This is a genomic window from Candidatus Sodalis endolongispinus, assembly GCF_018777395.1.
Classification (GTDB): domain Bacteria; phylum Pseudomonadota; class Gammaproteobacteria; order Enterobacterales; family Enterobacteriaceae; genus Sodalis_B; species Sodalis_B endolongispinus.
In genome coordinates this window covers 711,661-734,981 of record NZ_JAFJYC010000002.1, presented here as the reverse complement: position 1 = coordinate 734,981, position 23,321 = coordinate 711,661, and the positions used below count along the sequence as shown (strand labels likewise).

The following is a 23,321-nucleotide window of genomic DNA, read 5'->3' as shown; positions in this document are numbered from 1 at the left end:
AAAATTGACATGGATCATAGATGGCCAAACTTGAAGGGGGAAATACACCACAAACACTACGGGGTTTCTACTTAAATCATTGAATTACAATCAAAAAATAAATTTTAAATTTTATAAAATGAGTTGAAAATCACATTTTATGCACCTTTTCCTCCGCCTTTTTAATAGCATTTGTGGCGCAGTTGTTATTGGCGTTTATTATCGGCGTGATTTTACTTTAATGAAACAATTGCGCCTATCCTGTCACCTGTAATGCCGTTGAATCGCTTGAGCCTGCTAGACGCCCCATCGTGTCAGGCGCAAGCGCATCGCGATTGCGCACGCCTGCATCTGTGATGCGCTTGCGCAGCGGGGCCACGTGACGCACAGCGCGGCCTGCCCAGCTGCGAGACGCGCCGCGAACGGGTAGCCGTCAATAAAGCCGCCGTTCGCCGGCGAAGGCCGGAACCCCAGTAACCGCAGAGGCGGCTGCCCAGCTACGAGACGCGCCGCGAACGGGTAGCCATCAGTAAAGCCGCCGTCCACCGGCGAAGGCCGGAAACCCAGTAACCGCAGAGCCGGCTGCCCAGCTGCGAGACGCGCCGCGAACGGGTAGCCATCAGTAAAGCCGCCGTCCGCCGGCGAAGGCCGGAACGCCAGTAACCGCAGCACAGGCTGCGCCTCAGGGGGCAGCCTGTGCCATCGGCGTTAAGCCGCTGGCTTGCCGACCAGAAGCGGCGTTTGGCCTGCTGTAATTTTTCATACGCGCCCAGCAGGGCCTGGTGCGCCGGCAGGGCTTTGAGACTGTCATCCAGTGCCTTCAGACCGTAGAACGGGTTCACCCCCGCGAGCGCCGCAGTGGCGGCGGCTAGAGTCTGGGCGCCGTACAGACGTGCGAAGGCGTGCTGGTACTGCTCCGCAGCGCGGCCGTCATCGTCATCTTGCAACTGAAGCAGCGTCTGCAGGCAGCGGTAATAATTCTCGCGCTCCGGGCTGAATACCGATGCGTTGAAGTCTCGCGTCCATTCGACCCACAACAGCGCCTGCTCGTGGTCGCCGCCGGCCAGCGCCAGCATGGCCTTCAACTCGCCGACCCACAGGGTAAACCAGCCATTATCACTGCCGGTGGCAAGACCCAGGAGTTCACGCACCCGGGCGAAATCGTCCAGCCCCAGCGCGTCAATCTGCTCGATAAGCGCCAGATAGCGCGCCTGCGGCCACTGACTTGCCGGCAGTTGGCAGAGCGTGGCGCGAAGACTAATAGCCATGGTATTATTGGCCAGCAGCAGATCTTCGGCCGGATAGATATCTGACATCCCCGGCACCAGGATCCGGCAGGCATAAACGCCAAGATGTTGGTAATCGGCGATATAAACCTCTGTGTCGCGCTGGCGGAAAATGTCCATTAACGTGGCGAATTCAGCCGCGGTGGTGCCGATGAAGTCCCCGTCCGCAAAGGGATAATCCGCGTCCTGCTTGAACAGATCCCAGGAAATCAGGCCGCTGGAATCGATAAAATGGGTTTCCAAATTGGTCTGCTCGGCGACCTCTTGATTATCGAAGGTCGGCGGCGTGAACACGTCCAGATCTTTCAGGCCGCGCCCCTGCAGCAGCTCGGTTACCGTCCGCTCCAGCGCCACGCCGAAATCCGAGTGGGCGCCAAAGGAGGCGAAACAGTTCCCGTTGGCGGGGTTGAACAGCACGACACAGATAACCGGAAACTGGCCGCCCAGCGAGGCGTCATAGGCAAAGATAGGAAACCCTTCGCTCTCAAGCGTAGCGATGGCTTCGACCACGCCGGGATAACGCGCCAGCACCGGCTGCGGAATGGCGGGTAAACTGATGGCCTCGGCGATGATGCGGTTTTTGACGTAGCGCTCGAACACCTCAGACAGCGCCTGTACCCGAGCCTCGCTGGCGGTGTTGCCCGCCGACATGCCGTTGGAAACATACAAATTACCAATGATGTTCATCGGAATGTAGATGGTTGCGCCGTCGGAGTGGCGGATGAAAGGCAGGGCGCAAATGCCGCGCGCGTTATTGCTGGACTGCAAATCCACCAGGTCCCGCCCGGTCAATTCCCGGTCGGGGTCGTAAAAGGCGTGCAGATGATCATCAAGGATGCCGTCCGGCATCCCGCCGTCGGCCGGAATGGGGAACCAGCGCTCATTGGGATAATGCACAAACTCACCGCCGGCGACCGAAGCACCGAGGTAAAAGTCGGCGAAAAAATAGTTAGTGGAGAGGCGTTCAAAATATTCGCCAAGCGCCGAGGCCAGCGCCGCTTTGCGGGTAGCGCCTTTGCCGTTGGTAAAGCACAGCGGACAGTCGCGGTCGCGGATATGCACCGACCAGACATGGGGCACGGGATTCAGCCAGGATGCTTCTTCAATAGAGAAGCACAGCGCGCTGAGTTGCGCCTGGAAGCGGGCTATGGAGTCTTCCAGCGCCGCGTCTTTGCCTGGAATAAAGGTCTGTGTCATCAGGGTCACTTATTATCAACGGTAAACCGTCATAATACGGTGTTTTCTCCCTCGGCTCCATGTATTCTCTTACCTATCAGGCGTTGCGGCCGGCCGTGGGCGGTGTTAAAACCATGGTAGGTGTTTAGCGGTTTTACTGGCAAATCGTGGTGAGGGAAAATGAATCAGGTGTATAATTTTAGCTCCGGCCCGGCAATGCTGCCGGCGGAAGTGTTGAGCAAGGCGGAGCAGGAATTGTGTAATTGGCATGGCCTTGGCACATCGGTCATGGAAATAAGCCATCGCAGTAAAGAGTTTCTTGAATTGGCACACACCTCCGAGCAAGACCTACGCGAGCTGTTGGCTGTCCCCGACAATTATAAAGTCCTGTTTTGCCACGGCGGCGCGCGCGCGCAATTCGCCGCGGTGCCGATGAACCTGCTGGGAGAGGCCACCCGCGCCGATTATATCGATGGCGGCTATTGGGCGCACAGCGCGATAAAAGAAGCGCAAAAATATTGCGACCCACAGGTGATTGATGTCACCACCGAAATTGACGGTCTGAGCGCGATTAAACCGATGCGCGACTGGGCATTATCAACCGATGGCGCCTATTTACATTATTGCCCGAACGAAACCATTGATGGTTTGGCTATCGATGAAGTGCCGGATTTTGGCGACAGGGTGGTGGTGGCGGACTTTTCCTCCACCATTTTGTCGCACCCGCTGGACGTCAGCCGTTTTGGGGTGATTTACGCCGGGGCGCAGAAAAATATCGGACCGGCCGGGCTGACGCTGGTTATCGTGCGCGAGGATCTGCTGGGCCGCGCGAGCAAAGCGCTGCCGTCCATTCTGGACTACAGCGTTCTGGCCGAAAACGATTCCATGTTCAACACGCCGCCGACATTCGCCTGGTATCTGTCGGGACTGGTGTTCAAATGGCTGAAAGCACAGGGCGGGCTGGCGGAAATGGATAAACGCAATCAGGCCAAGGCTTCCCTTTTGTATCGCACCATCGACGAGAGCGATTTTTACCGCAATACCGTCGCGACGGCCAACCGTTCGCGTATGAATGTGCCGTTCCAATTGGCGGGCAGCCAACTGGATGAGCTCTTTTTGCAGGAGTCTCTGGCCGCCGGCCTGCATGCATTGAAGGGACACCGGGTGGTGGGCGGCATGCGCGCATCGCTGTACAATGCCATGCCGCTGGAAGGCGTACAGGCGCTGGTGGACTTTATGCTTGGCTTTGCTCGTCGCCACGGCTAACGCTTTCCGTGCCGCCGCCGGGCTTAGGCGGCGGCTTGAGGGTTGACCGCGATATTAAGCAAGGCCGCCAGGGCGCGTGGCGCTGCGATTTAGCGGCCTTGGCCGGCGGCGCGAGCAGGGCTAAGCCCCTTTTTTCCCTGTCGTGGCGCAGTCGGCCAGCGGGCCGGCCGCCAGCGCCAGGCGTTATTCTTTGTTGGAGAAAGTGTTACACATGCAGGATTCCCTGACCCTAAACCCCATCGCGCGCGTCGATGGCACCCTCAACCTGCCGGGTTCCAAAAGCGTATCCAATCGCGCCTTGTTACTGGCGGCGCAGGCCCACGGCACCACGCGGCTGACCAATCCGCTCGACAGCGACGATGTGCGCCATATGCTGACGGCCCTCGGCCAGCTGGGTGTGAACTACCGTCTGTCGGCGGATCGCCGCAGCTGTGATATCGACGGCCTCGGCAGGCCGTTGCGCGCGCAAGCGGCGCTGACGATGTTTCTCGGTAACGCCGGCACCGCCATGCGCCCGCTGGCCGCCGCGCTGTGCCTGCAGGCGCATGATGTCACGCTGACCGGAGAGCCGCGCATGAAAAAGCGTCCCATCGGACACCTGGTCGACGCGCTACGCCAGGGCGGGGCGAAAATAGATTACCTCGAACACGAGCATTATCCGCCGCTGCGTTTGCGCGGCGGTTATCAAGGCGGCGATATCACCGTTGACGGTAGCGTTTCCAGCCAATTTCTCACCGCCCTGTTAATGATGGCGCCGCTGTCCCCGCAGGACAGCCGCATCCGCATCAAGGGCGAACTGGTGTCCCGGCCCTATATTGATATCACCTTGGCGTTAATGAAAAGCTTCGGTGTTGAAGTGCGGCACGATAATTATCAGGTGTTTTACCTCACCGGCGGCAGTGTATACCGGTCGCCGGGAGAGTATCTGGTGGAAGGAGATGCCTCCAGCGCGTCGTATTTTCTGGCGGCGGCGGCGATCCGCGGCGGCACCGTGCGCGTGACCGGTATCGGCCGCCACAGCGTACAAGGCGATATTCGCTTCGCCGATGTGCTGGAGAGCATTGGCGCGACGATTCGCTGGGGCGACGATTACATTGAATGCAGCCTGGCGTCGCTGCACGCCATCGACATGGACATGAATCACATCCCCGACGCGGCGATGACCATCGCCACCACCGCGCTATTCGCCAGCGGCGGCACCACCACCTTGCGCAACATTGCCAACTGGCGGGTCAAAGAGACCGACCGGTTGACGGCGATGGCCACCGAGCTGCGCAAAGTGGGCGCGATCGTGACCGAAGGCGAGGATTATCTGACGGTCACGCCGCCGGCCGAATTGACCGCCGCCCGGATCGCTACCTATAACGACCACCGAATGGCGATGTGCTTTGCGCTGGTGGCGCTGTCGGACACCCCGGTGACCATTCTCGACCCGCAATGTACGCATAAAACCTTCCCGGACTTTTTTGCCCGGCTGGCGGCGCTAATGAAGCCTGAGGACTTCACTCTCGTCGAGTTTAAAGGAGAAGACAATGACGGTTATAGCCCAGGTAATCACCATCGACGGACCGAGTGGTGCAGGGAAGGGGACGCTATGCAAAGCGTTAGCAGAAACGTTACAATGGCATTTATTGGATTCCGGCGCGATCTACCGGGTGTTGGCGCTGGCAGCCCTGCATCATCAGGTGGCTATCGACAGCGAGGAGGCGTTGGTGGCGCTCGCCGCCCATCTCGACGTCCGTTTCGAGGTCGAGCAGGGGCAATTGAACGTGGTGCTGGAAGGGGAAGATGTCAGCCAGGCGATTCGCAACGAAACCGTCGGCAATACCGCATCGCAAATCGCCGCGTTTCCGCGCGTGCGTGAGGCGCTGCTGATGCGCCAGCGTGCATTTCGCGCCGCGCCGGGCCTAATTGCCGACGGCCGCGATATGGGAACCGTGGTGTTTCCCGATGCGCCGGTGAAAATCTTTCTGGATGCGTCCTCGGAAGAAAGGGCGCACCGCCGCATGCGGCAGTTGCAGGAAAAGGGCTTTAGTGTTAACCTTGGACGCCTTCCATCCGAGATAAAAGAACGGGACGATCGCGACCGCAATCGCGCGGTGGCGCCGCTGATGCCGGCAGCTGATGCGCTGGTGCTCGACTCTACCCGCCTGACTATCGATGAAGTGATAACCAAAGCGCTGGCGCACGCCAGGAAGATTCTGGCGCTATCGTAACGATGTAGTGACTAAATTACCCTGCAGCGAGGATCGGCAGCGGGGCGTGTGTATAACAACCCCATCAAGCAGGATGCCGGATGGACGTTAATCAAAAAATCTGAAGATTATCAAATATGACAGAATCTTTTGCTCAACTCTTTGAAGAATCCCTGAAAGAAATCGAAACCCGTACGGGCTCCATCGTTCGCGGTACCGTTGTGTCCATCGCGAAAGACGTGGTTCTGGTTGACGCCGGCCTGAAATCTGAATCCGCCATTCCCGTCGAGCAATTCCGCAACGCCCAGGGCGAGCTGGAAATCGAAGTGGGCGATCAGGTTGACGTCGCGCTGGATGCAGTCGAAGACGGTTTCGGCGAAACGCTGCTGTCCCGTGAAAAAGCCAAGCGCCACGAAGCCTGGCTGATGCTGGAAAAAGCGTATGAAGAAGCGGCCACCGTTATCGGCGTTATCAACGGGAAAGTCAAAGGCGGTTTCACCGTTGAGCTGAATAGTATCCGTGCGTTCCTGCCGGGTTCTCTGGTCGACGTGCGTCCGGTTCGCGACACCCTGCATCTGGAAGGCAAAGAGCTTGAGTTTAAAGTGATCAAGCTGGATCAGAAACGCAACAACGTCGTGGTTTCCCGTCGTGCCGTTATCGAATCCGAAAACAGCGCCGAACGCGATCAACTGCTGGAAAACTTGCAGGAAGGCATGGAAGTCAAGGGTATCGTCAAGAACCTGACCGACTACGGCGCCTTCGTTGATTTGGGCGGCGTTGACGGCCTGCTGCACATCACCGATATGGCCTGGAAGCGCGTGAAGCATCCGAGCGAAATCGTGAATGTCGGCGACGAGATCACCGTTAAAGTACTGAAATTCGATCGTGAGCGTACCCGTGTCTCCCTCGGCCTGAAACAGCTGGGCGAAGATCCGTGGGTCGCTATCGCGAAGCGTTACCCGGAAGGCACCCGCCTGACCGGCCGCGTGACTAACCTGACCGATTACGGCTGCTTCGTTGAAATCGAAGAAGGCGTTGAAGGCCTGGTGCACGTTTCCGAAATGGACTGGACCAACAAAAACATCCATCCGTCCAAAGTGGTTAACGTGGGCGACGTGGTGGAAGTGATGGTGCTGGACATCGACGAAGAACGCCGTCGTATCTCCCTGGGCCTGAAGCAGTGCAAAGCTAATCCGTGGCAGCAGTTTGCTGAAACCCATAACAAGGGCGACCGCGTTGAAGGCAAAATCAAGTCGATCACTGACTTCGGCATCTTTATCGGCCTGGGCGGCGGCATCGACGGCCTGGTTCATCTGTCCGACATCTCCTGGAACGTGGCCGGCGAAGAAGCCGTACGCGAATACAAAAAGGGTGACGAAATCGCGGCCGTGGTTCTGCAGGTTGACGCAGAGCGCGAGCGTATTTCCCTGGGCGTGAAGCAGCTGGCTGAAGATCCGTTTAATAACTACCTGTCTTTGAACAAGAAAGGGGCTATTGTTACCGGTAAAGTCACAGCAGTTGACGCGAAAGGTGCTACAGTTGAATTAGCCGGCGGCGTTGAAGGTTACCTGCGCGTTTCTGAAGCCTCGCGTGACCGCGTCGAAGACGCTACGCTGGTCCTGAACGTCGGCGACGATGTGGAAGCAAAATTCACCGGCGTCGATCGCAAAAACCGCGTTGTCAGCCTGTCCGTTCGTGCCAAGGACGAGGTGGACGAGAAAGAAGCCATCAGCACCGTGAACAACAAGCAGGAAGAAGGCAACTTCTCCAACGCGATGGCTGAAGCCTTTAAAGCGGCGACCAAAGGCGAGTAATAATAATGGGGGAGCGGGGGAGACTCTGCTCCTGGACGGTAGTTAAGGTGTTACGCTGCTCTCAAAAGAGACGCGTAAACTTGGAGGAATTATGACCAAGTCTGAGCTTATCGAAAGACTAGCTGGCCAGCACGCTCATATCCAGGCAAAAGTGGTTGAGGATGCAGTGAAGGAGATGCTTGAGCAGATGGCGACCACGCTCGCCAGCGGCGAACGCATCGAAATCCGCGGTTTCGGCAGTTTTTCTCTTCACTACCGTGCCCCGCGTATCGGCCGCAATCCTAAAACCGGTGATAAAGTGGAACTTGAAGGCAAATATGTTCCGCATTTTAAACCGGGTAAAGAGTTGCGCGATCGCGCCAATATCTACGGTTAACCGCCGCGGCCCGACGGCCGAAATTATTGCAAACCTGAAAAGCCCCTTTATGGGGCTTTTTTTTGCCTCTGCGTCGCGGGAGATCAGGTCAACGGCCGATAGGAGAACGGTGAGCGGGATCGATATTCTGGTAGGGTATTTAACACCGGTATTGATTCAGCGGAGGTTTATAACCGAAGGGATAAACCTGTGCCTGTGGCTGATGCCGGCCGCCGTCCCGTTGCGGTATGTGATTCTTTTACCCGTGCGGTTATCGGGTGAAGCATAACGTGCAACACGCATGATTAATCGTCTGAAGAGGTGAAGATGCCCATAGTTTTCTCAATGCCGAATAGAAATATATTGCTCAGTAACCATAAAGTTGCGCAGGTATTAAATGCCAATAACGAACGGGAAGCAACGCGAATTACTAATTTAGCTGAATTTGTCAGCGGCATTATTGATTGATTTAGGGGGGGAACGCATAAAAAAGAAATCATTGCACTATTCCATACCCTACAGGAAAGTCAACATGGCGCAACAGAGATGCGAGATGCCTGACCGATGCCGTCTGGAAAACTTTGACCAGCTCAGGCAACTGGCTTTGCCGGAATACCGAAACCAATTCCAGCTTGAGGTTGTATGCCCTGCCGCCCGTTTCGGCTGTGGTTATACGCTCAAGGTCAATGACCAGATCTTGTACCAGTGTGAAAATGTGTTGGAAAAGAGTAATAACCGGGACGTAAACCAACTGTCATTTTTTCATGCGGCAAACATTCGGATGAAAATGGAAGACATGGTATACCTGAAGATGGGTATCGAGGCCGATGGCGAAATGGATTATTTATCATTTTATAAAAATGCCTCTCTGTCCCGCCTGTTTAACATTAGCCCTGATCTTGCCCCGCCATCTCCGTACAGCTTTTGTATCTTAAGTTAACGAAGCCCGCTGCCGCCGGTATTCTCTCGGAGAGTGATATCCCAGCGCGCTGTGCGGATGGTTTTCATTGTAATGCGTGAACGCTGCTGCAAGGTTTCGCAGGGCTGTTCTCGCATCCGGTTTTGGCATGAACTCGATATAGTCTTCCTTCATCGTCTTCACGAACCGTTCGGCCATGCCATTGCTCTGCGGGCTGCTCACCGCTGTTGTGCAGGGCTCCAGATCCAGTTCTCTGGCGAACCTCTGCGTTTCATGCGCGGTATACGCTGAACCGTTGTCCGTCAACCACTGCACCGCTGTATCGGGTAACCTGTCGCCGAAGCGCTTTTCTACCGACATCAGCATCACATCCTGCACGGTCGAACTGTCGTAGCCTACAGTGCTCGCAGACCAGTCTATGGCCTCTCTGTCGCAGCAGTCCAGTGCGAACGTGACCCGCAGTTTTTCACCGTTGTCGCAGCCGAACTCGAAGCCATCTGAACACCAGCGCATATCGCTTTCTGCCACCGCGATCCTGCCCTTATGCTCACGCCTCGGCCGCTCTGGTTTTCAATGTAATAACAGCAGGTTATGCTCACACATGATCCTGTAAAGTCGTTTCGCATTTACCGGCGTCAGTCCCTCTGCGCGACGTTGTTTACGCAGGATGCCCCACACCCGCCGATAGCCGTAGCTGGGCATATCGCTGATGATGTCGAGGATGTCCGACAGTATTTCAGCGTCTGCTTCGTCATTACGCCGGTTACAGCGCCTGTCCTGCCAGTCGGCAGAACGCTTAATCCGCAGTGACAGCGGCGCACGCGACACGCTCATGGCGCGGCTGACCTGTGCTATTCCCCGGCCTTTGGCAACAAGGGCGCGTGCGCTATCCATTTTCGTGACTGGCCGTACTCCACGGCTTCTTTTAGGATCTCAACCTCCATCGTCTTCTTACCCAGAAGGCGCTGGAGCTCCCGGACCTGCTTCAATGCAGCTGCAAGCTCAGAGGCAGGAACAACGTCCTCCCCGGCAGTGAGGCTGCCTTCCTGATATTGCTTTTTCCACTTAAACAGCAGGCTGGGCTGGATACCGTGCAGTCGTGCGAGATGGGAGACATTCATGCCGGGCTCCATCCTCTGCTGAATAATGGCCATTTTTTCCTGAGGAGTTTTACGTTTACGGACTTCTTGACCTAACGGGATCCCGGTCATATCAAAATTGGCGTTAGTGTTAGACATATATTCAAGCCTATCTCTTATCTGGAGATACAGCTACTGTCTGGTGTTTCAGGGGGATAAATCAGTTTAACATTAGCCCTAAGGATGAGGACCCATTGATGATTAAACTCCAAGCGCGGGAATACCGTCTGGAAAATCTGGAGAAAATTGAGAACTATCAGTATGGCATTTCCTTCGACGCCGTTTTTAAACAGGGTAACCGAATCACTATTTCCGACGCTAATGTCTCGGCGATGAGAGCCTTAAACGAGACATTACAGGATAAATTGTTAAGCGGACGGTATAAAGAGTGGGATACGTTGTTGGCAGAGGGGTACAAAACCAAAGACGATAACGTGCTGAGAGCTTTAACGGCCCCTTAAACGAAACTATTGTGACATGATAAACCACGAAGAAATGCTGGCGGAATCGGGCTGGGACAATTCCCATAACGCATTGCGGGAAATTACCATCGCGGATATCCCTCTTTTTGAACTGTGGGACCTGGCGAATGAGGTTGGCGGTTATGAGGATGATGTGCTAAGCAGCAACCCTTCTGATCACTTAATCACTCTGCAGGATAATTGGAACGGTAGGCGAGACGTGGACGGCGATAGCCTGAACTGGCCTGACGATAGCGATGGTCTGGACTGGCTCGGCGATAGCCATAGTCTGGACTGGCCCGGCGATAACTACGGGTTAGCGGTTTCTTTAGCAAGCATATTATCGGCACTGCCGCCGCTACCCCCGATGCCGCCGCTTCCGCCGCTTCCGCCGCAATTGTCGCTTACTCCGCAGCCGATGCCTTCTCCGCTGGCGGCGATTGCGTCGCTGCCGACGACCGCCGACACCGAGGTGTAAGCTAATCGACGGGAACACCGTCGCAGTTTGCCTCAGCGGTCTATAAGGCCATTCACTTATCTGCGGCGTAGCTTACCGTCCTGTCCAAGCGGCGAGACCACGCCGCGTTTCCTGACGGATACTGGCTGCCTGTCTGACTCACCGAGTCTCTTAACACGCAGGTCCGTCGATGCCCTTGTCCATTACCGCGCTGGCGCTGGCCGTTATTGCGGGTAATTTACCGCTGTTATTTTTGCCACAATTACCGACGGCCGGCATGCTGTGCGGGCTAGTGGCTGTCGGCGGTGTGTTGTTACTGAGCGGCCGCCGCCTGGCGCAATATTTGGCGCTTGGGGTGCTGATGCTGGCCTGGAGTGGCTATCACGCCCGGCTATTGCTGGTGCAAACGACGGCATGGAGTCATGGTAATCAGACCATGATTGCCCGCCTGACCACCCTCAATCTCTCGGCAGAACAGGCGCCCGCCCGTCTGGTCGCTTGCGTCAGCCACATCAACGGGCAACGCGTATTTCCGCCGGTAGTGGTGGCGCTCCGCTGGCGCTCACTGCCGGCGCGGTGGTGCGCCGGGCAGCAGTGGCGGCTAAGGGTTGCGCTGCAGCCGGTACACGGGCGCATGAATGAGGGGGATTCGATACCCAGCGCTGGGCCATGGCGAATCATCAGCCACTGCAGGGCAGGGTATTGCGCGCGCGGTTGCTTGACGACGGGTGCATCCTGCGCCAGCGGTGGGTCCAACGTGCCGTTAACAACATGCAGCAGCCGCGCTGGCGGCCGCTGATGCTGGCGCTGGGTTTCGGTGCCACTCAGGAAATCAGCGACGGGGACTGGTAACTGCTGTCGCGTACCGGTATTGCCCATCTGATGGCGATTTCCGGGCTGCATATCGGCCTGGCGGCGCTGTTTGGCTGGCTGGTGGCGCGGGGGGCCCAATTTTTCTTGCCGGCCCGCGCGATAGGCGTGGGATTGCCGCTGCTGTTTTGCTGGCTGTGCGCTGCTGGCTATGTGGCGTTATCCGGGGCGAATTTTCCCGCCCAGCGCGGCCTGCTGGCGCTGACGCTTTGGAGCGTGGTGCGCCTGCGGGGTATGACGCAAAGCCCGTGGCAGATTTTGCTATGGTGCGTCGCGCTTATCCTTATCACCGATCCATTGGCGGTACTTTCCAATAGCCTGTGGCTTTCTTGCACCGCGGTGGCGGCGCTGATTTTCTTCTTCCAATGGGCGCCGCTACCTGAACGCTGCCGGCGAGGTTGGCGATGGTGTGGGGTTCGCTGGTTGCATTTGCAGGGCGGCATGACCCTGCTGCTATTGCCTATGCAGTGCCTGCTATTCCATGGCGGCAATCCACTGGCTCTGGCGGCCAATGTGTGGGCGGTGCCGCTGGTGTCGTTTATCACCACGCCCCTCATCCTGACGGCCATCGTCACCGGCGGTCAACGCTGGCTGAGCGCTCAGCTCTGGCGCATGGCGGATCTGTCGCTGGAAGGGGTGATGGCGCCGCTTGCGCCGCTGCAACAGGGTTGGTTGACGTTACCGGGACAGGGCCTGGTATTCAGCGCCGTCAGTTGGTTGGGCATCATCATCTGGCGTTTTGGCTGGTGGCGTCGCTATCCCATGACGCTTGGGGTGTTGGCCGTGCTGATGCTGCTCAGTTTCAGATCGCCGGGGACGAATGCGCCGCGCTGGCGGCTGGATATGCTGGACGTGGGCCACGGCCTCGCGGTGAGTATTGAGCGTGACGGCACTGTATGACACCGGCGCCGGCTGGCGCACGGGTGACATGGGCAAGGCGGTGATCCTGCCTTATCTGGACTGGCGCGGGCTGACGCCCGGACATATCTACCTGAGCCATAGCCATGAGGATCATATCGGCGGCTTGGCCAGCGTCAGCCACGTCTGGCCCGAGGTCCCGGTCAGCAGTCCATTTCGCGCGCCCGGACACCGGTTTTGTCTGCGCGGCTGGCGCTGGCAAGGGCTGCATTTTGAGGTGCTTTGGCCGCCAGAGCCGGTTGATAGCGCCGGCAATAACGATTCCTGCGTACTGCGCATTGACGACGGCCAGTTCCGGGTGCTGCTCACCGGCGACTGATTTATCCCCCTGAAACACCAGACAGTAGCTGTATCTCCAGATAAGAGATAGGCTTGAATATATGTCTAACACTAACGCCAATTTTGATATGACCGGGATCCCGTTAGGTCAAGAAGTCCGTAAACGTAAAACTCCTCAGGAAAAAATGGCCATTATTCAGCAGAGGATGGAGCCCGGCATGAATGTCTCCCATCTCGCACGACTGCACGGTATCCAGCCCAGCCTGCTGTTTAAGTGGAAAAAGCAATATCAGGAAGGCAGCCTCACTGCCGGGGAGGACGTTGTTCCTGCCTCTGAGCTTGCAGCTGCATTGAAGCAGGTCCGGGAGCTCCAGCGCCTTCTGGGTAAGAAGACGATGGAGGTTGAGATCCTAAAAGAAGCCGTGGAGTACGGCCAGTCACGAAAATGGATAGCGCACGCGCCCTTGTTGCCAAAGGCCGGGGAATAGCACAGGTCAGCCGCGCCATGAGCGGGTCGCGTGCGCCGCTGTCACTGCGGATTAAGCGTTCTGCCGACTGGCAGGACAGGCGCTGTAACCGGCGTAATGACGAAGCAGACGCTGAAATACTGTCGGACATCCTCGACATCATCAGCGATATGCCCAGCTACGGCTATCGGCGGGTGTGGGGCATCCTGTGTAAACAACGTCGCGCAGAGGGACTGCCGCCGGTAAATGCGAAACGACTTTACAGGATCATGTGTGAGCATAACCTGCTGTTATTACATTGAAAACCAGAGCGGCCGAGGCGTGAGCATAAGGGCAGGATCGCGGTGGCAGAAAGCGATATGCGCTGGTGTTCAGATGGCTTCGAGTTCGGCTGCGACAACGGTGAAAAACTGCGGGTCACGTTCGCACTGGACTGCTGCGACAGAGAGGCCATAGACTGGGCTGCGAGCACTGTAGGCTACGACAGTTCGACCGTGCAGGATGTGATGCTGAGGTCGGTAGAAAAGCGCTTCGGCGACAGGTTACCCGATACAGCGGTGCAGTGGTTGACGGACAACGGTTCAGCGTATACCGCGCATGAAACGCAGAGGTTCGCCAGAGAACTGGATCTGGAGCCCTGCACAACAGCGGTGAGCAGCCCGCAGAGAATGGCCGAACGGTTCGTGAAGACGATGAAGGAAGACTATATCGAGTTCATGCCAAAACCGGATGCGAGAACAGCCCTGCGAAACCTTGCAGCAGCGTTCACGCATTACAATGAAAACCATCCGCACAGCAGGCCAGAAACCGAGGATTGTAATCACGGCACGGCGTCTACCGGCTGCATTGTGGCCGCTAACAAGCCATTCGGTGTGGCTGGCATTGCACATGGCAGTGATTTTTATTTCTACGATACAGGCGATATTGAGCTGATCATTAGGGATGCAATGCCCGGCGATATCGTTAGTTTAGATATTCAGTTAAAGGTAGGAGGAAATAAGCTTGTACCTATGATAACCGACCGAAACTGGTGGGACTGGATTTATAGCTTAACCCAAAATGGTGTTGTTGTCATTTTTGCAGCGGGTAATGGTGGTTTAGATCTAAGTATTGAATCGGGCAATATCAACCAATATGGCGATAGCGGAAGTACACTTATTGGCGCATGCGCACATAACGATGGAAGTCGCTGTGGTTTCTCTAACTATAACCATCCTAGCTCGCTCATCAATTCATGGGGTGATTGGAGCGTTGTGACAACAGGTTATTCTTCGTTGCAGAGTTTACCGGGAAGTAATCGTAACTACACTAAAGATTATTCAGGGACATCGAGTGCGACGCCCTTAAGCTCAGGCGCGCTGGCATTGATACAGTCTTATGCTATCACTCACTTGGGACTCTATCTCAATTCACTTGAAATGCGGTACCTCATTTTAAAGACAGGCTATTTGGAAAATGCAGGCGACAACATTGGATGCCGGCCTAATGTTGGTGCTGCGATTCGTTACCTGCAGGAAAATCAGCCCGCAATAATAAGCGCCGTGATAGACGGGCCCGCAGTGGTTACACAAAAAGAAGAAGTCAACTTATCGGCCGAAAGGTCGGTATCAAATGTCGCCGCACTGACTGCCTATGCCTGGCAGGTTCCTGAGAATATTAGCGCAGAAGTCATCAATCAGCCAACGTTACGGTTCTACGCTCCTGCCGTCCTCCAACCGCAGGAGGTATTAATTAAACTGACGGTTACCGATGCTCTAGGCAATAGCGCCGATGCCACACATGCTCTGCTTATTAACCAAGAAGCCGCAACGCAATACCCTTTATGGGACGCGACGAAAGTATATTGGACTGGTGATAAAGTGAGCTGGAAAAACCAATACTGGCAAGCAAAATGGTGGAATGTCAACGTCGAACCTGAGGAAACGGGGATTATCTACCCTGGACCATGGGAAAAAATTGACTAACCTGGTAAAAGAAAATAACAAGGTACGATGACGATAACAGGATTCAACATGTCTTCCCTGATGTCACGTCGTTCGGATGAGGGATGCTGGGACGTGAGGGAGACCCCGTTAGACCACCACCGGCCTATCGGCCTGCACCATCGCCGCTGCTATCGTACTCGGGGATGTCGTCGTCCGGGCTGACGTCTTGTGCGGAGTCATCCGATTAACACCCGCATAGCGCTCAATGACCGCCAGGCGATACCCTAATGAGTCGCGTTTTTTCAACACCAGGCTTGGACTTGCGCCTTCTTTACCCCACCGCTGCGCCAGGGTTGCCACAGAGGGTACGGCCCCCCTTGCCCTGCCAATCACAGCGCGTGGATAGTGTCAGCGTCCTTTATTGACACTGTCGCAAAGTGCCGGCGAGACGGTGACAGAAAGGTATTGACCCCGCTGATGGCAACGTTTGCATCTCTTGACATGGCCGGCGGTGCAAGCATCACCCCCGCTAGCGACGCTTTGCCATAGTATCGTCGCGCGCGGATGCACCAATGCGCCCAGGGCGGATCAAACAGCACCCCACAAAGGCGTCTGACGGTGTGCTGCTGGAGTGGAGGTAAATCTTTGCCGGCGTAATGCTGCTAGAGGCCAGCCTTGTGCGGCATTCAGGTGTTTTTTTCGCCGAGGATAGCTTTAAGATCACTGCGCAGGGAAGACAGGGTTTTGTCGTATTTTTCCTTACGTTCCGCATCTTCGAGCAGGGTGACAATGGTTTCTGACAAGGTGTTACCACGCCGCTGGGCCAGCGCCGCCAGCCGTTGCCAAACCAGATATTCCAAATCGATGGACTTCTTGCGCGTATGCTGGTGTTCGGCGTTGAAATGCCGCTTGCGCCGCGCGCGAATAGTTTGCTTCATGCGGTTTTCCAGACCGGGATGCATTGATTCGCGGATCCATTTCAGGATCTTTTCCGGCTGGTGCTGATAACTGATAAGCTGCTGAGCAGATTCGGCTGCTGCGCTGTTTTCTTCGTGACGGGAGATGCGCTCCCCTTCACGGTGTTTTTTAATCAGGTATTTCCACTTCCAACCGGTTTCCAGATTTTCAAGCTGCTGGTATTTCATGGGAGCGCACCTGTGACCGTGTAACCTGCAGCCGATGATAACATTGTTGGTTGTTATTTCACTAATATTTGTCGGTGCCGACCTTTTTGCGCCCCCGCGCCGGACCGTTGAGGCAATGATGCCGCAGGAAGGAAAAGAGGCGAGACGAAGCAATGTCTCTTCTTGTATAATCAGCGTTTCCCTGAACAGCGACGCTATTTATCATTTTGACCAATAAAAAATTAGAATGGAAATATTTACTGCCCGATCTGGCCGGTTTCGCGGCGGTATTTGACCAACCCTGCCCGCCTTTGTCCGCCCATTTGGCAACGCTTCAGGCCCGTCTGACGGACGGACTGAAGCAATTTTGCCACTCACGCACGCCCAGCCGGTTCATGCTGCTGACGGCACAGGAGGAGGAGGACTATTTTCAGCTGATTGCCGAGATGGTTAAACAGATCCTGCCTGCGCCAGATCAGCCGGTGGGCAGCCGCTATGTCGTGACCGGTATGGGCGTCAGCGCACAGCCGGCGACCAAGCCGGAGGATAACTTCGCCGCCCGCGATGTCTGCGTGTGGCAGTCCTGGGTCGAATACGAACAGCTCTTCGGCGCGCTGCGCTGCTATCGGGATGTCATCGATCTGCAGCCGGGCCTGGTCCATCACGCCAACGGCGGCGTCCTTATCGTCGGGGTCCGCGCCCTTACCAGCCAGCCTCTGCTCTGGCTGCGGCTTAAGCAGATGATCCTGCAGCAGCGCTTCGATTGGCTACCGGCGGACGAAAGCCGTCCGCTGCCGGTTTCCGTCCCGTCGATGCCGCTCAACTTACGGCTCATCGTGCTTGGCGACCGCGAAGGGTTGGCCGACCTGAACGATTTGGAGCCCGAAATGACCCGTCTGGCTCTTTATGGCGAATTCGAGTCCGAGCTGCGCATCACTGAGGCCGAGGAAATGGCGCAATGGTGCGGTTGGGTCAACATGCTGGCCCAACGTCAGGGGTTAGCGGCGCTCACCCCTGACGCCTGGCCAACGCTGGTACGGCAATCAGTGCGTTATAGCGGCGATCAATCCCAGCTACCGCTGTGTCCGCAGTGGCTTACCCGGCGGCTGAAAGAGACGGCGCTGTATGGCTCCCAGCAGGCGCTGACCGCCGCGGCATTTACCGACAGTGAACGTACCCGCCTCTGGCGTGAAAGCTATCTCAGCGAGCGGATGCAAGATGAGATCGCCGAAGGCCAGATTATGGTGGAAACGGAGGGTAAGGTGATAGGCCAGGTCAATGCGCTTTCGGTGCTGGATTTTCCCGGCCATCCGCTGCCGTTCGGCGAGCCGTCGCGCATTAGCTGCGTGGTGCATTTGGGCGACGGTGAGATAAATGACGTTGAGCGCAAAGCGGAACTGGGCGGCAATCTTCACGCCAAAGGCATGATGATCATGCAGGCGTTTTTGATGTCGGCGCTGGAGCTGGACCAACAGCTGCCCTTCTCCGCCTCGCTGGTTTTTGAGCAGTCCTATGGTGAGGTGGACGGGGACAGCGCTTCGCTGGCGGAGGGGGTCGCGCTCATCAGCGCGCTGGCGGATAAACCCATCAATCAGCAAATCGCCGTCACCGGCTCGGTGGATCAATTCGGCCGCGTCCAGCCCATCGGCGGCGTGAATGAGAAAATTGAAGGCTTTTTTGCCCTGTGTCAGGCGCGCGAGCTGACCGGCGCCCAAGGGGTGATCCTTCCCACCGCCAATGTGCGCCATCTTTGCCTGCATGACGATGTCATCGAGGCGGTACGCGAGGGGCAATTTTCCCTGTGGGCGGTGGATACTATCGATGAAGCGTTGGAAATTCTGACCGCGATGCCGTTTGACCACGACAAGCGTCCAAGTCTTCTCGCCTCGATACGCGAGCGTATCGCCAATGTTAATCTGCACGAACGGCAACGTTTGCCCTGGGGCTTCCGCTGGCTAAACTGGTTTAACCAGAGCTAAGGGAATTGTCAGCGGCCGGCATGTCGGGTAATGTGCGGGACTCAATAATTAAGGTTTAGAGAAATATGGTAGATAAACGCGAATTCTATACAAAAGAAGATCTGCTGGCGTCCAGCCGCGGCGAACTGTTCGGCAATGAGGTCCCGCAGTTGCCGGCGCCGAATATGCTGATGATGGACCGGGTGGTCAAAATGACCGATGACGGCGGCAATTACAATAAAGGTTTCGTGGAAGCGGAACTGGATATTCACCCGGATATGTGGTTCTTCGGTTGCCATTTTATCGGCGATCCGGTCATGCCCGGCTGTTTAGGTCTGGACGCCATGTGGCAGTTGGTCGGTTTTTATTTAGGCTGGCTGGGCGGCGAAGGCAAAGGCCGCGCGCTGGGCGTAGGCGAAGTGAAATTTACCGGGCAGATCCTGCCCAGCGCGAAAAAAGTGACCTACCGGATCCATTTTCGCCGCGTCATTAATCGCAAATTGGTGATGGGGATGGCGGACGGTGAAGTGCTGTGCGACGGGACCGTCATCTATACCGCGAGCGATCTGAAAGTCGGTCTGTTCAAGGACACCGCCGCGTTCTGATGTTCACGGCCGGCAGGGCGTTGACCTCTCTCGGCGCGCGCACCGACGACGTGCGTAAAAAAACCTCCGCACCAGGCGGAGGTCGTTCTTCGGTGACAGATCAGATTACCGATCGGTCTTCCATGGCTTTGCGCCAGCCTCCCAACCAGTGAGAGCGTGCGTCAAGTGATTGATATGGAAAAAGTTCACGGGTGCGCCCTGACAGACACGCTTGATAGCCGCGTGAATGAGCACGTTCAAGGCGATCTCGTTTTTGTCTTTTCATAGGTTTATCCCTCATCATCTTGGCTGGTTGAAAGAAAACGGTAACCCCGAATGCCGAAGTTACCCTTAATTTTTAACGAGAAAAGCGCGGAAGATCAAACCGTGTCGTCATAGTTTTGTCATCTGCTGCAGGCAATATTGACAAATCTCTCGGCCCAAAAAACGGCGAAGGGCGCGTTAAGCCGCTGAATTGCTTCTTGTGTCGCCAACGACGGTCGGGACCCACCGCTACCGCCGGCGACATATGTAAACACTTATAACAAATAATTATTTGCTTATAACTATAAATCCTTTCGCCACCTGCTGACCGACCTTGTCCCAGCCCTGCGCCAGCGTGCGCACCAGCGCGTCATAGCCATCTTTTTCTTGCGGCAACGCCAGATCAAACGGCTGGCGGATGACGCGCCCGTTTTGAGTCAACAACCACACCCCCTGCACGACCGCGCGCCCATCATAGCGCCCGTGAAAACCGGTGAGGGTTACCGTCAGCTCACTGCCGTCATCGCGGCTGCCGATGGGCTGGGTGGAGACCAGCGTGACCGGTAGTGCGGCGCTTAGATTCGCCACCAGCGCTTGCTGTAATTGCTGTTCCAGCGGGCTGGCCCACAGATTGCTACGCGCCGTGGTATACTGGACGTCGCTGGTCTGATACACCAGCCCGTTGCCGGCCAGGAAATCCGCCACCGACACCTGCTCGACCCAAAGCTTGGGATGTACACCAGCGCTCTCGGCGCGAAACGGCGTGGCGGCCCCGCTCTGCACGTCGGTTACACCGCCCGCGCCGGACGCCGTAGCGCCTGCTTCTATGGAAGTTAGCGTCGCCGCGGTGGTGCTCGCTTTGTACGGTAGTTGATAGTAGGTGTTACCGCCGGCGTAGGCGCCGAGCAACAGCACCGTCGCCAGCGCCAGAAGTTTCCCTTTTAGCATCATTTCGCCCTCTTCGGCTGTGGATCTTTACCTTTATCCGCTTGAAAAACCAGCGCGTTACTTTTGCTGTTCAGCGTTCGCAGCACCGGATGCAGCTCACGCAGCACCTGATCGAGACGCTGCATGTCCGCCACCATTTTATTGTAGGCTGGGGCGCCGGGCTGGAACCCTTTCATGCTACGGTTCATCTCTCTTAGCGTCTGCTGCATGTCCTGAGGCAGCTGTTGCATCGATGCGCTTTCGGTAATTTTATTCACCGCCTTCAACGTGCGCTGTAGCTCCTGCAGCGTGCTGCGGCTTTGCGCCAGCGCGCTGGTCGCCTGATTAAGCATCGGATCCAGCGGTAAGGCGTTAATTTTATCAAGCGTAGCGGTCAGTTTCTGCTGTATCTGCGCCAGACCGGCACTGGTCGTCGGCATGACCGGGTAACCATTGGCGGTTGTGGGTCCCGGACAGGCTTTGGCCTGCGGGTAAAAGTCCAGATCGACATACAGCGCGCCGGTCAGCAAATTAGCGCTCTTCAGCGCCGCGCGGAACCCTTGCCCCTCGGCCCCGGCCAGGCGCTTATTGATATCAAAGTTTTTGCCAACCTTGCTGATAAAGCGATCCTGCTCAATGCGAATCAGCACCGGGACGCGGTAGTCACCGTTCATTTCCTGATCGGCGCTGACGATGGCGAACGGCACCTCCGCCACCGTCCCGAGCCGGATACCGCGGAACTCTACCGGCGCTCCCGGCTGCAGGCCGCGAATCGAATCATCGAAGAACAGCACATAGTCCTGATGCTGGGTGTAGAGGGAATCGGTAATATCATTTTTATTATCAAACAGCTGGTAACGCTGCTGCTCTTTGGCGGCCTACCCCAGTTCCCAGCCGGTCGGCACATCGAAACTGACGCCGCCGGCAAACAAGGTGGTTAGCGACCCCATTTCCACACGCATGCCCGAAGCCGACATATTTAGCGCCACGCCGCTGTCTTTCCAAAAACGCACGTTATTAGTCACCAGGCTGTTATAGGGCGCGTTGACAAACAGCTGATAATTCATCATGCGCTTTAGCGGGTCAAAGTGGCTGGTTTCCAACGTACCGACCAGAAAGCCGCGAAACAGCACCGGATCGCCGGCGCTCAATTGGCCGGATCGATCGCTGTCCAGCTGGATACGGATGCCGCGCGCGTCGGGGGACGCCAGCGGCGGCGCGTCCAGCAAGGTGAATTTCCGCGACGTCTCGGCGCTGGAACCGGGCTGCAGCTGGATGTAGGCGCCGGATAGCAAGGTCCCCAACCCCGACACCCCTTCCTTGCCGATCTGAGGTTTTACCACCCAGAATGCCGAGTCCTTATTAAGCACCTTGTCCATGCCGTTGTAGATGCGCGCTTTGATTTCCACCTGACGCAGATCTTCTGTCAACATCACGCTCTCGACGGTGCCGACATCCACGCTGCGGCTTTTGATGGCGGTTTTACCGGCCTCAATGCCGTCGGCGTTGCTGGTCGTCAGGGTAATCACTTTGCCCTGATGGCTGAAGTGGTAGTACAGGATCCAGGCGCCGATAAGCACGGTGACAATGGGAATGATCCACACCGGCGACCAGCGTTTGATCTTCTCCACCCGGGCTTCCTGATAATTATTTTCCGTCAACGGTCGACTCCTTCAACGTGTTTTGCACCGCCCTGTCCCACAACAGACGGGGATCAAATGTTTTGGCCGCTATCATGGTCAGGATAACCACGGCGGCAAACAGCAGCACGCCGATGCCGGGGCTGATGCTCATCAGCCTTCCCATGCGCACCAGGCCGGACAGGACGGCAATGACAAAGACATCAATCATTGACCAGCGGCCGACGAACTCCACCACTTCATACAAGAGGTGCATCCGTTCGCTGTCGGCCGCCTTGCGCTCTCTGCTGCCGGCGGCGTCCCAGCACAGCCAGCCCAACGCAATCATTTTCAAGCTGGGCACCATGATACTGGCGATAAAAATCACCAACGCCACCGGGATTGAGCCGTCCTCCCACAGCAAGATAACGCCGGCCATGATAGTAGAGTTGAGCCGGTTACCCAGGCCATCGGTAATCATAATCGGCCGCAGATTAGCCGGGATATACAGCATTATTGAGGTCAACAGCAGCGCCAGCGTCCACTGCAGGCTATTGCCGCGGCGCGCGCCCTCGCGGGTGTGGCAGCGCGGGCAGGCAACGGTGTCGGCGGGCAGAATCAGTGTGCAACAGCTACAGGCGCGTAGACCCTGCGCCAAACCGCCTTGCCCGGGCTGAAAACGTTTCACCGGCGAGGTGAATGGCATAATGACGTTCCACAACCACCGCGGGTCGACGCACCGTAGCGCTCGCAGCTGCAGCAAACAAAAGAAACAGAAAGAAATAAAACTATTGCCGATACCAATCTGACCGTAGGCCATCAATTTGACAAAACTGACCAGTACCCCGACCAGAAAAATCTCCGCCATACCCCAGCTGCGCAGGGAAAATAACAGTTTGGCAAGGAATGCCTTCAGGCGAAACGGCAGCGGCACATTCATGCATAACACGATAATCAATATCATGCATAGGGCAGGAATCGCCTGCACGCATAACAAAAAAACGCCGGCCAGACTGGAGAAATGATCGCTCACCATTACCAGCGGTATTTGCGGCAAGGTTATTTGGCGCCTCAGCCCGGAGACTTCCATATTGACGAAGGGGAACAGATTGGCCAGCCCCTGCATCACCAGCGCACTGATGGCGAACCCCACCGGCTGGCGTTTCGGATCCGGCCAATAGCTCTGCAAGGTATTTCGGCAGCGCGGGCAACACCCCTTCTGGCCGGGCGTCAGCGGCGGCAGCGCCACCAATAAATCACAGTGCGGACATAGCACTGGGTGCTGATGTCGGGGATGATCGCACACGCCTACCTCCTATTGTGCACTCCGCTTGCGCGA

16 protein-coding genes and 6 pseudogenes are annotated in these 23,321 nt (G+C 56.6%); 15 read left to right on the top strand and 7 right to left on the bottom strand.

Features of this window, described 5'->3' with window-relative positions; translation table 11 throughout:
- Window positions 1-704 precede the first annotated feature (704 nt).
- Window positions 705-2,462 (bottom strand): annotated as a pseudogene (gene ycaO / locus JZM24_RS16670) (30S ribosomal protein S12 methylthiotransferase accessory factor YcaO); the annotation flags it as partial.
- Window positions 2,463-2,621: 159 nt separating this feature from the next.
- Between ycaO and serC the strand changes: the two are divergent.
- The 6 genes and pseudogenes from serC (at window position 2,622) to JZM24_RS16640 (ending at window position 9,011) form a co-directional block, all read left to right on the top strand.
- On the top strand, window positions 2,622-3,707 hold the full coding sequence (gene serC / locus JZM24_RS16665) for a 3-phosphoserine/phosphohydroxythreonine transaminase (protein ID WP_215671069.1): 1,086 nt from the start codon (window positions 2,622-2,624) through the stop codon (window positions 3,705-3,707).
- Between the two features lie 211 nt (window positions 3,708-3,918).
- Window positions 3,919-5,193: pseudogene (gene aroA / locus JZM24_RS16660) on the top strand (3-phosphoshikimate 1-carboxyvinyltransferase); the annotation flags it as partial.
- A gap of 46 nt (window positions 5,194-5,239) precedes the next feature.
- The gene (gene cmk / locus JZM24_RS16655) at window positions 5,240-5,923 is read left to right on the top strand and encodes a (d)CMP kinase (protein ID WP_215671067.1); all 684 of its coding nucleotides are present in this window, start codon (window positions 5,240-5,242) and stop codon (window positions 5,921-5,923) included.
- A 116-nt stretch (window positions 5,924-6,039) separates the two neighbouring features.
- A complete protein-coding gene (gene rpsA / locus JZM24_RS16650) occupies window positions 6,040-7,716 on the top strand; it encodes a 30S ribosomal protein S1 (RefSeq protein ID WP_215671065.1) in 1,677 nt (558 codons plus the stop codon).
- 91 nt (window positions 7,717-7,807) lie between these two features.
- Complete coding sequence (gene ihfB, locus JZM24_RS16645; protein WP_074013175.1) at window positions 7,808-8,092, top strand: integration host factor subunit beta; 285 nt, start codon at window positions 7,808-7,810, stop codon at window positions 8,090-8,092.
- A gap of 511 nt (window positions 8,093-8,603) precedes the next feature.
- The gene (locus JZM24_RS16640; protein ID WP_215671063.1) at window positions 8,604-9,011 is read left to right on the top strand and encodes a hypothetical protein; all 408 of its coding nucleotides are present in this window, start codon (window positions 8,604-8,606) and stop codon (window positions 9,009-9,011) included.
- On the opposite strand, the pseudogene JZM24_RS16635 reads toward JZM24_RS16640, so the two are convergent.
- Window positions 9,003-10,201: pseudogene (locus tag JZM24_RS16635) on the bottom strand (IS3 family transposase). The gene JZM24_RS16640 and the pseudogene JZM24_RS16635 sit on opposite strands and share 9 nt — an antisense overlap.
- Window positions 10,202-10,326: 125 nt before the next feature.
- On the opposite strand from JZM24_RS16635, the gene JZM24_RS16630 reads away from it, so the two are divergent.
- The 7 genes and pseudogenes from JZM24_RS16630 to JZM24_RS18945 form a co-directional block, all read left to right on the top strand.
- Window positions 10,327-10,590 (top strand): hypothetical protein, encoded by a 264-nt coding sequence (locus JZM24_RS16630; RefSeq protein WP_215671061.1) that lies wholly within the window; start codon window positions 10,327-10,329, stop codon window positions 10,588-10,590.
- Between the two features lie 16 nt (window positions 10,591-10,606).
- Complete coding sequence (locus tag JZM24_RS16625) at window positions 10,607-11,068, top strand: hypothetical protein (RefSeq protein ID WP_215671059.1); 462 nt, start codon at window positions 10,607-10,609, stop codon at window positions 11,066-11,068.
- Between the two features lie 169 nt (window positions 11,069-11,237).
- Window positions 11,238-11,846, top strand: coding sequence for a hypothetical protein (locus JZM24_RS16620; RefSeq protein WP_215671057.1), 609 nt, complete (start codon window positions 11,238-11,240; stop codon window positions 11,844-11,846).
- Between the two features lie 53 nt (window positions 11,847-11,899).
- Window positions 11,900-12,817 carry a DNA internalization-related competence protein ComEC/Rec2 gene (locus JZM24_RS16615; protein ID WP_312885054.1) on the top strand — a complete coding sequence of 306 codons (918 nt, stop codon included), beginning with the start codon at window positions 11,900-11,902 and terminating at the stop codon, window positions 12,815-12,817.
- Window positions 12,801-13,154: an MBL fold metallo-hydrolase gene (locus JZM24_RS16610; RefSeq protein WP_215671054.1), complete on the top strand. Its 354-nt coding sequence runs from the start codon at window positions 12,801-12,803 to the stop codon at window positions 13,152-13,154. The genes JZM24_RS16615 and JZM24_RS16610 overlap by 17 nt, the downstream gene beginning before the upstream one ends.
- Before the next feature lie 88 nt (window positions 13,155-13,242).
- Window positions 13,243-14,378, top strand: a pseudogene (locus tag JZM24_RS16605) (IS3 family transposase); the annotation flags it as partial.
- Between the two features lie 36 nt (window positions 14,379-14,414).
- Window positions 14,415-15,545 (top strand): annotated as a pseudogene (locus JZM24_RS18945) (S8 family peptidase); the annotation flags it as partial.
- A gap of 647 nt (window positions 15,546-16,192) precedes the next feature.
- Here JZM24_RS18945 and matP read toward each other — a convergent pair.
- Window positions 16,193-16,651, bottom strand: a complete 459-nt coding sequence (gene matP / locus JZM24_RS16600) for a macrodomain Ter protein MatP (protein ID WP_074012029.1) — start codon at window positions 16,649-16,651, stop codon at window positions 16,193-16,195.
- A 206-nt stretch (window positions 16,652-16,857) separates the two neighbouring features.
- On the opposite strand from matP, the gene JZM24_RS16595 reads away from it, so the two are divergent.
- Window positions 16,858-18,609, top strand: coding sequence for a S16 family serine protease (locus tag JZM24_RS16595; protein WP_215671051.1), 1,752 nt, complete (start codon window positions 16,858-16,860; stop codon window positions 18,607-18,609).
- A gap of 65 nt (window positions 18,610-18,674) precedes the next feature.
- Entirely contained in the window at window positions 18,675-19,193 is a 519-nt protein-coding gene (fabA, locus tag JZM24_RS16590) for a bifunctional 3-hydroxydecanoyl-ACP dehydratase/trans-2-decenoyl-ACP isomerase (protein ID WP_215671049.1), read from the top strand.
- Window positions 19,194-19,293: 100 nt separating this feature from the next.
- Here the strand turns inward: fabA and rmf are convergent, their stop codons facing one another.
- From rmf to pqiA, 4 genes and pseudogenes are all read right to left on the bottom strand, one after another.
- Window positions 19,294-19,458 carry a ribosome modulation factor gene (gene rmf, locus JZM24_RS16585; protein ID WP_215671048.1) on the bottom strand — a complete coding sequence of 55 codons (165 nt, stop codon included), beginning with the start codon at window positions 19,456-19,458 and terminating at the stop codon, window positions 19,294-19,296.
- Between the two features lie 266 nt (window positions 19,459-19,724).
- The gene (pqiC, locus tag JZM24_RS16580; RefSeq protein ID WP_215671237.1) at window positions 19,725-20,384 is read right to left on the bottom strand and encodes a membrane integrity-associated transporter subunit PqiC; all 660 of its coding nucleotides are present in this window, start codon (window positions 20,382-20,384) and stop codon (window positions 19,725-19,727) included.
- Window positions 20,384-22,024: pseudogene (pqiB, locus tag JZM24_RS16575) on the bottom strand (intermembrane transport protein PqiB). Before pqiB ends, pqiC begins: the two are co-directional and overlap by 1 nt.
- Window positions 22,011-23,288, bottom strand: coding sequence for a membrane integrity-associated transporter subunit PqiA (gene pqiA, locus JZM24_RS16570; protein ID WP_215671046.1), 1,278 nt, complete (start codon window positions 23,286-23,288; stop codon window positions 22,011-22,013). Before pqiA ends, pqiB begins: the two are co-directional and overlap by 14 nt.
- Window positions 23,289-23,321: the final 33 nt, after the last annotated feature.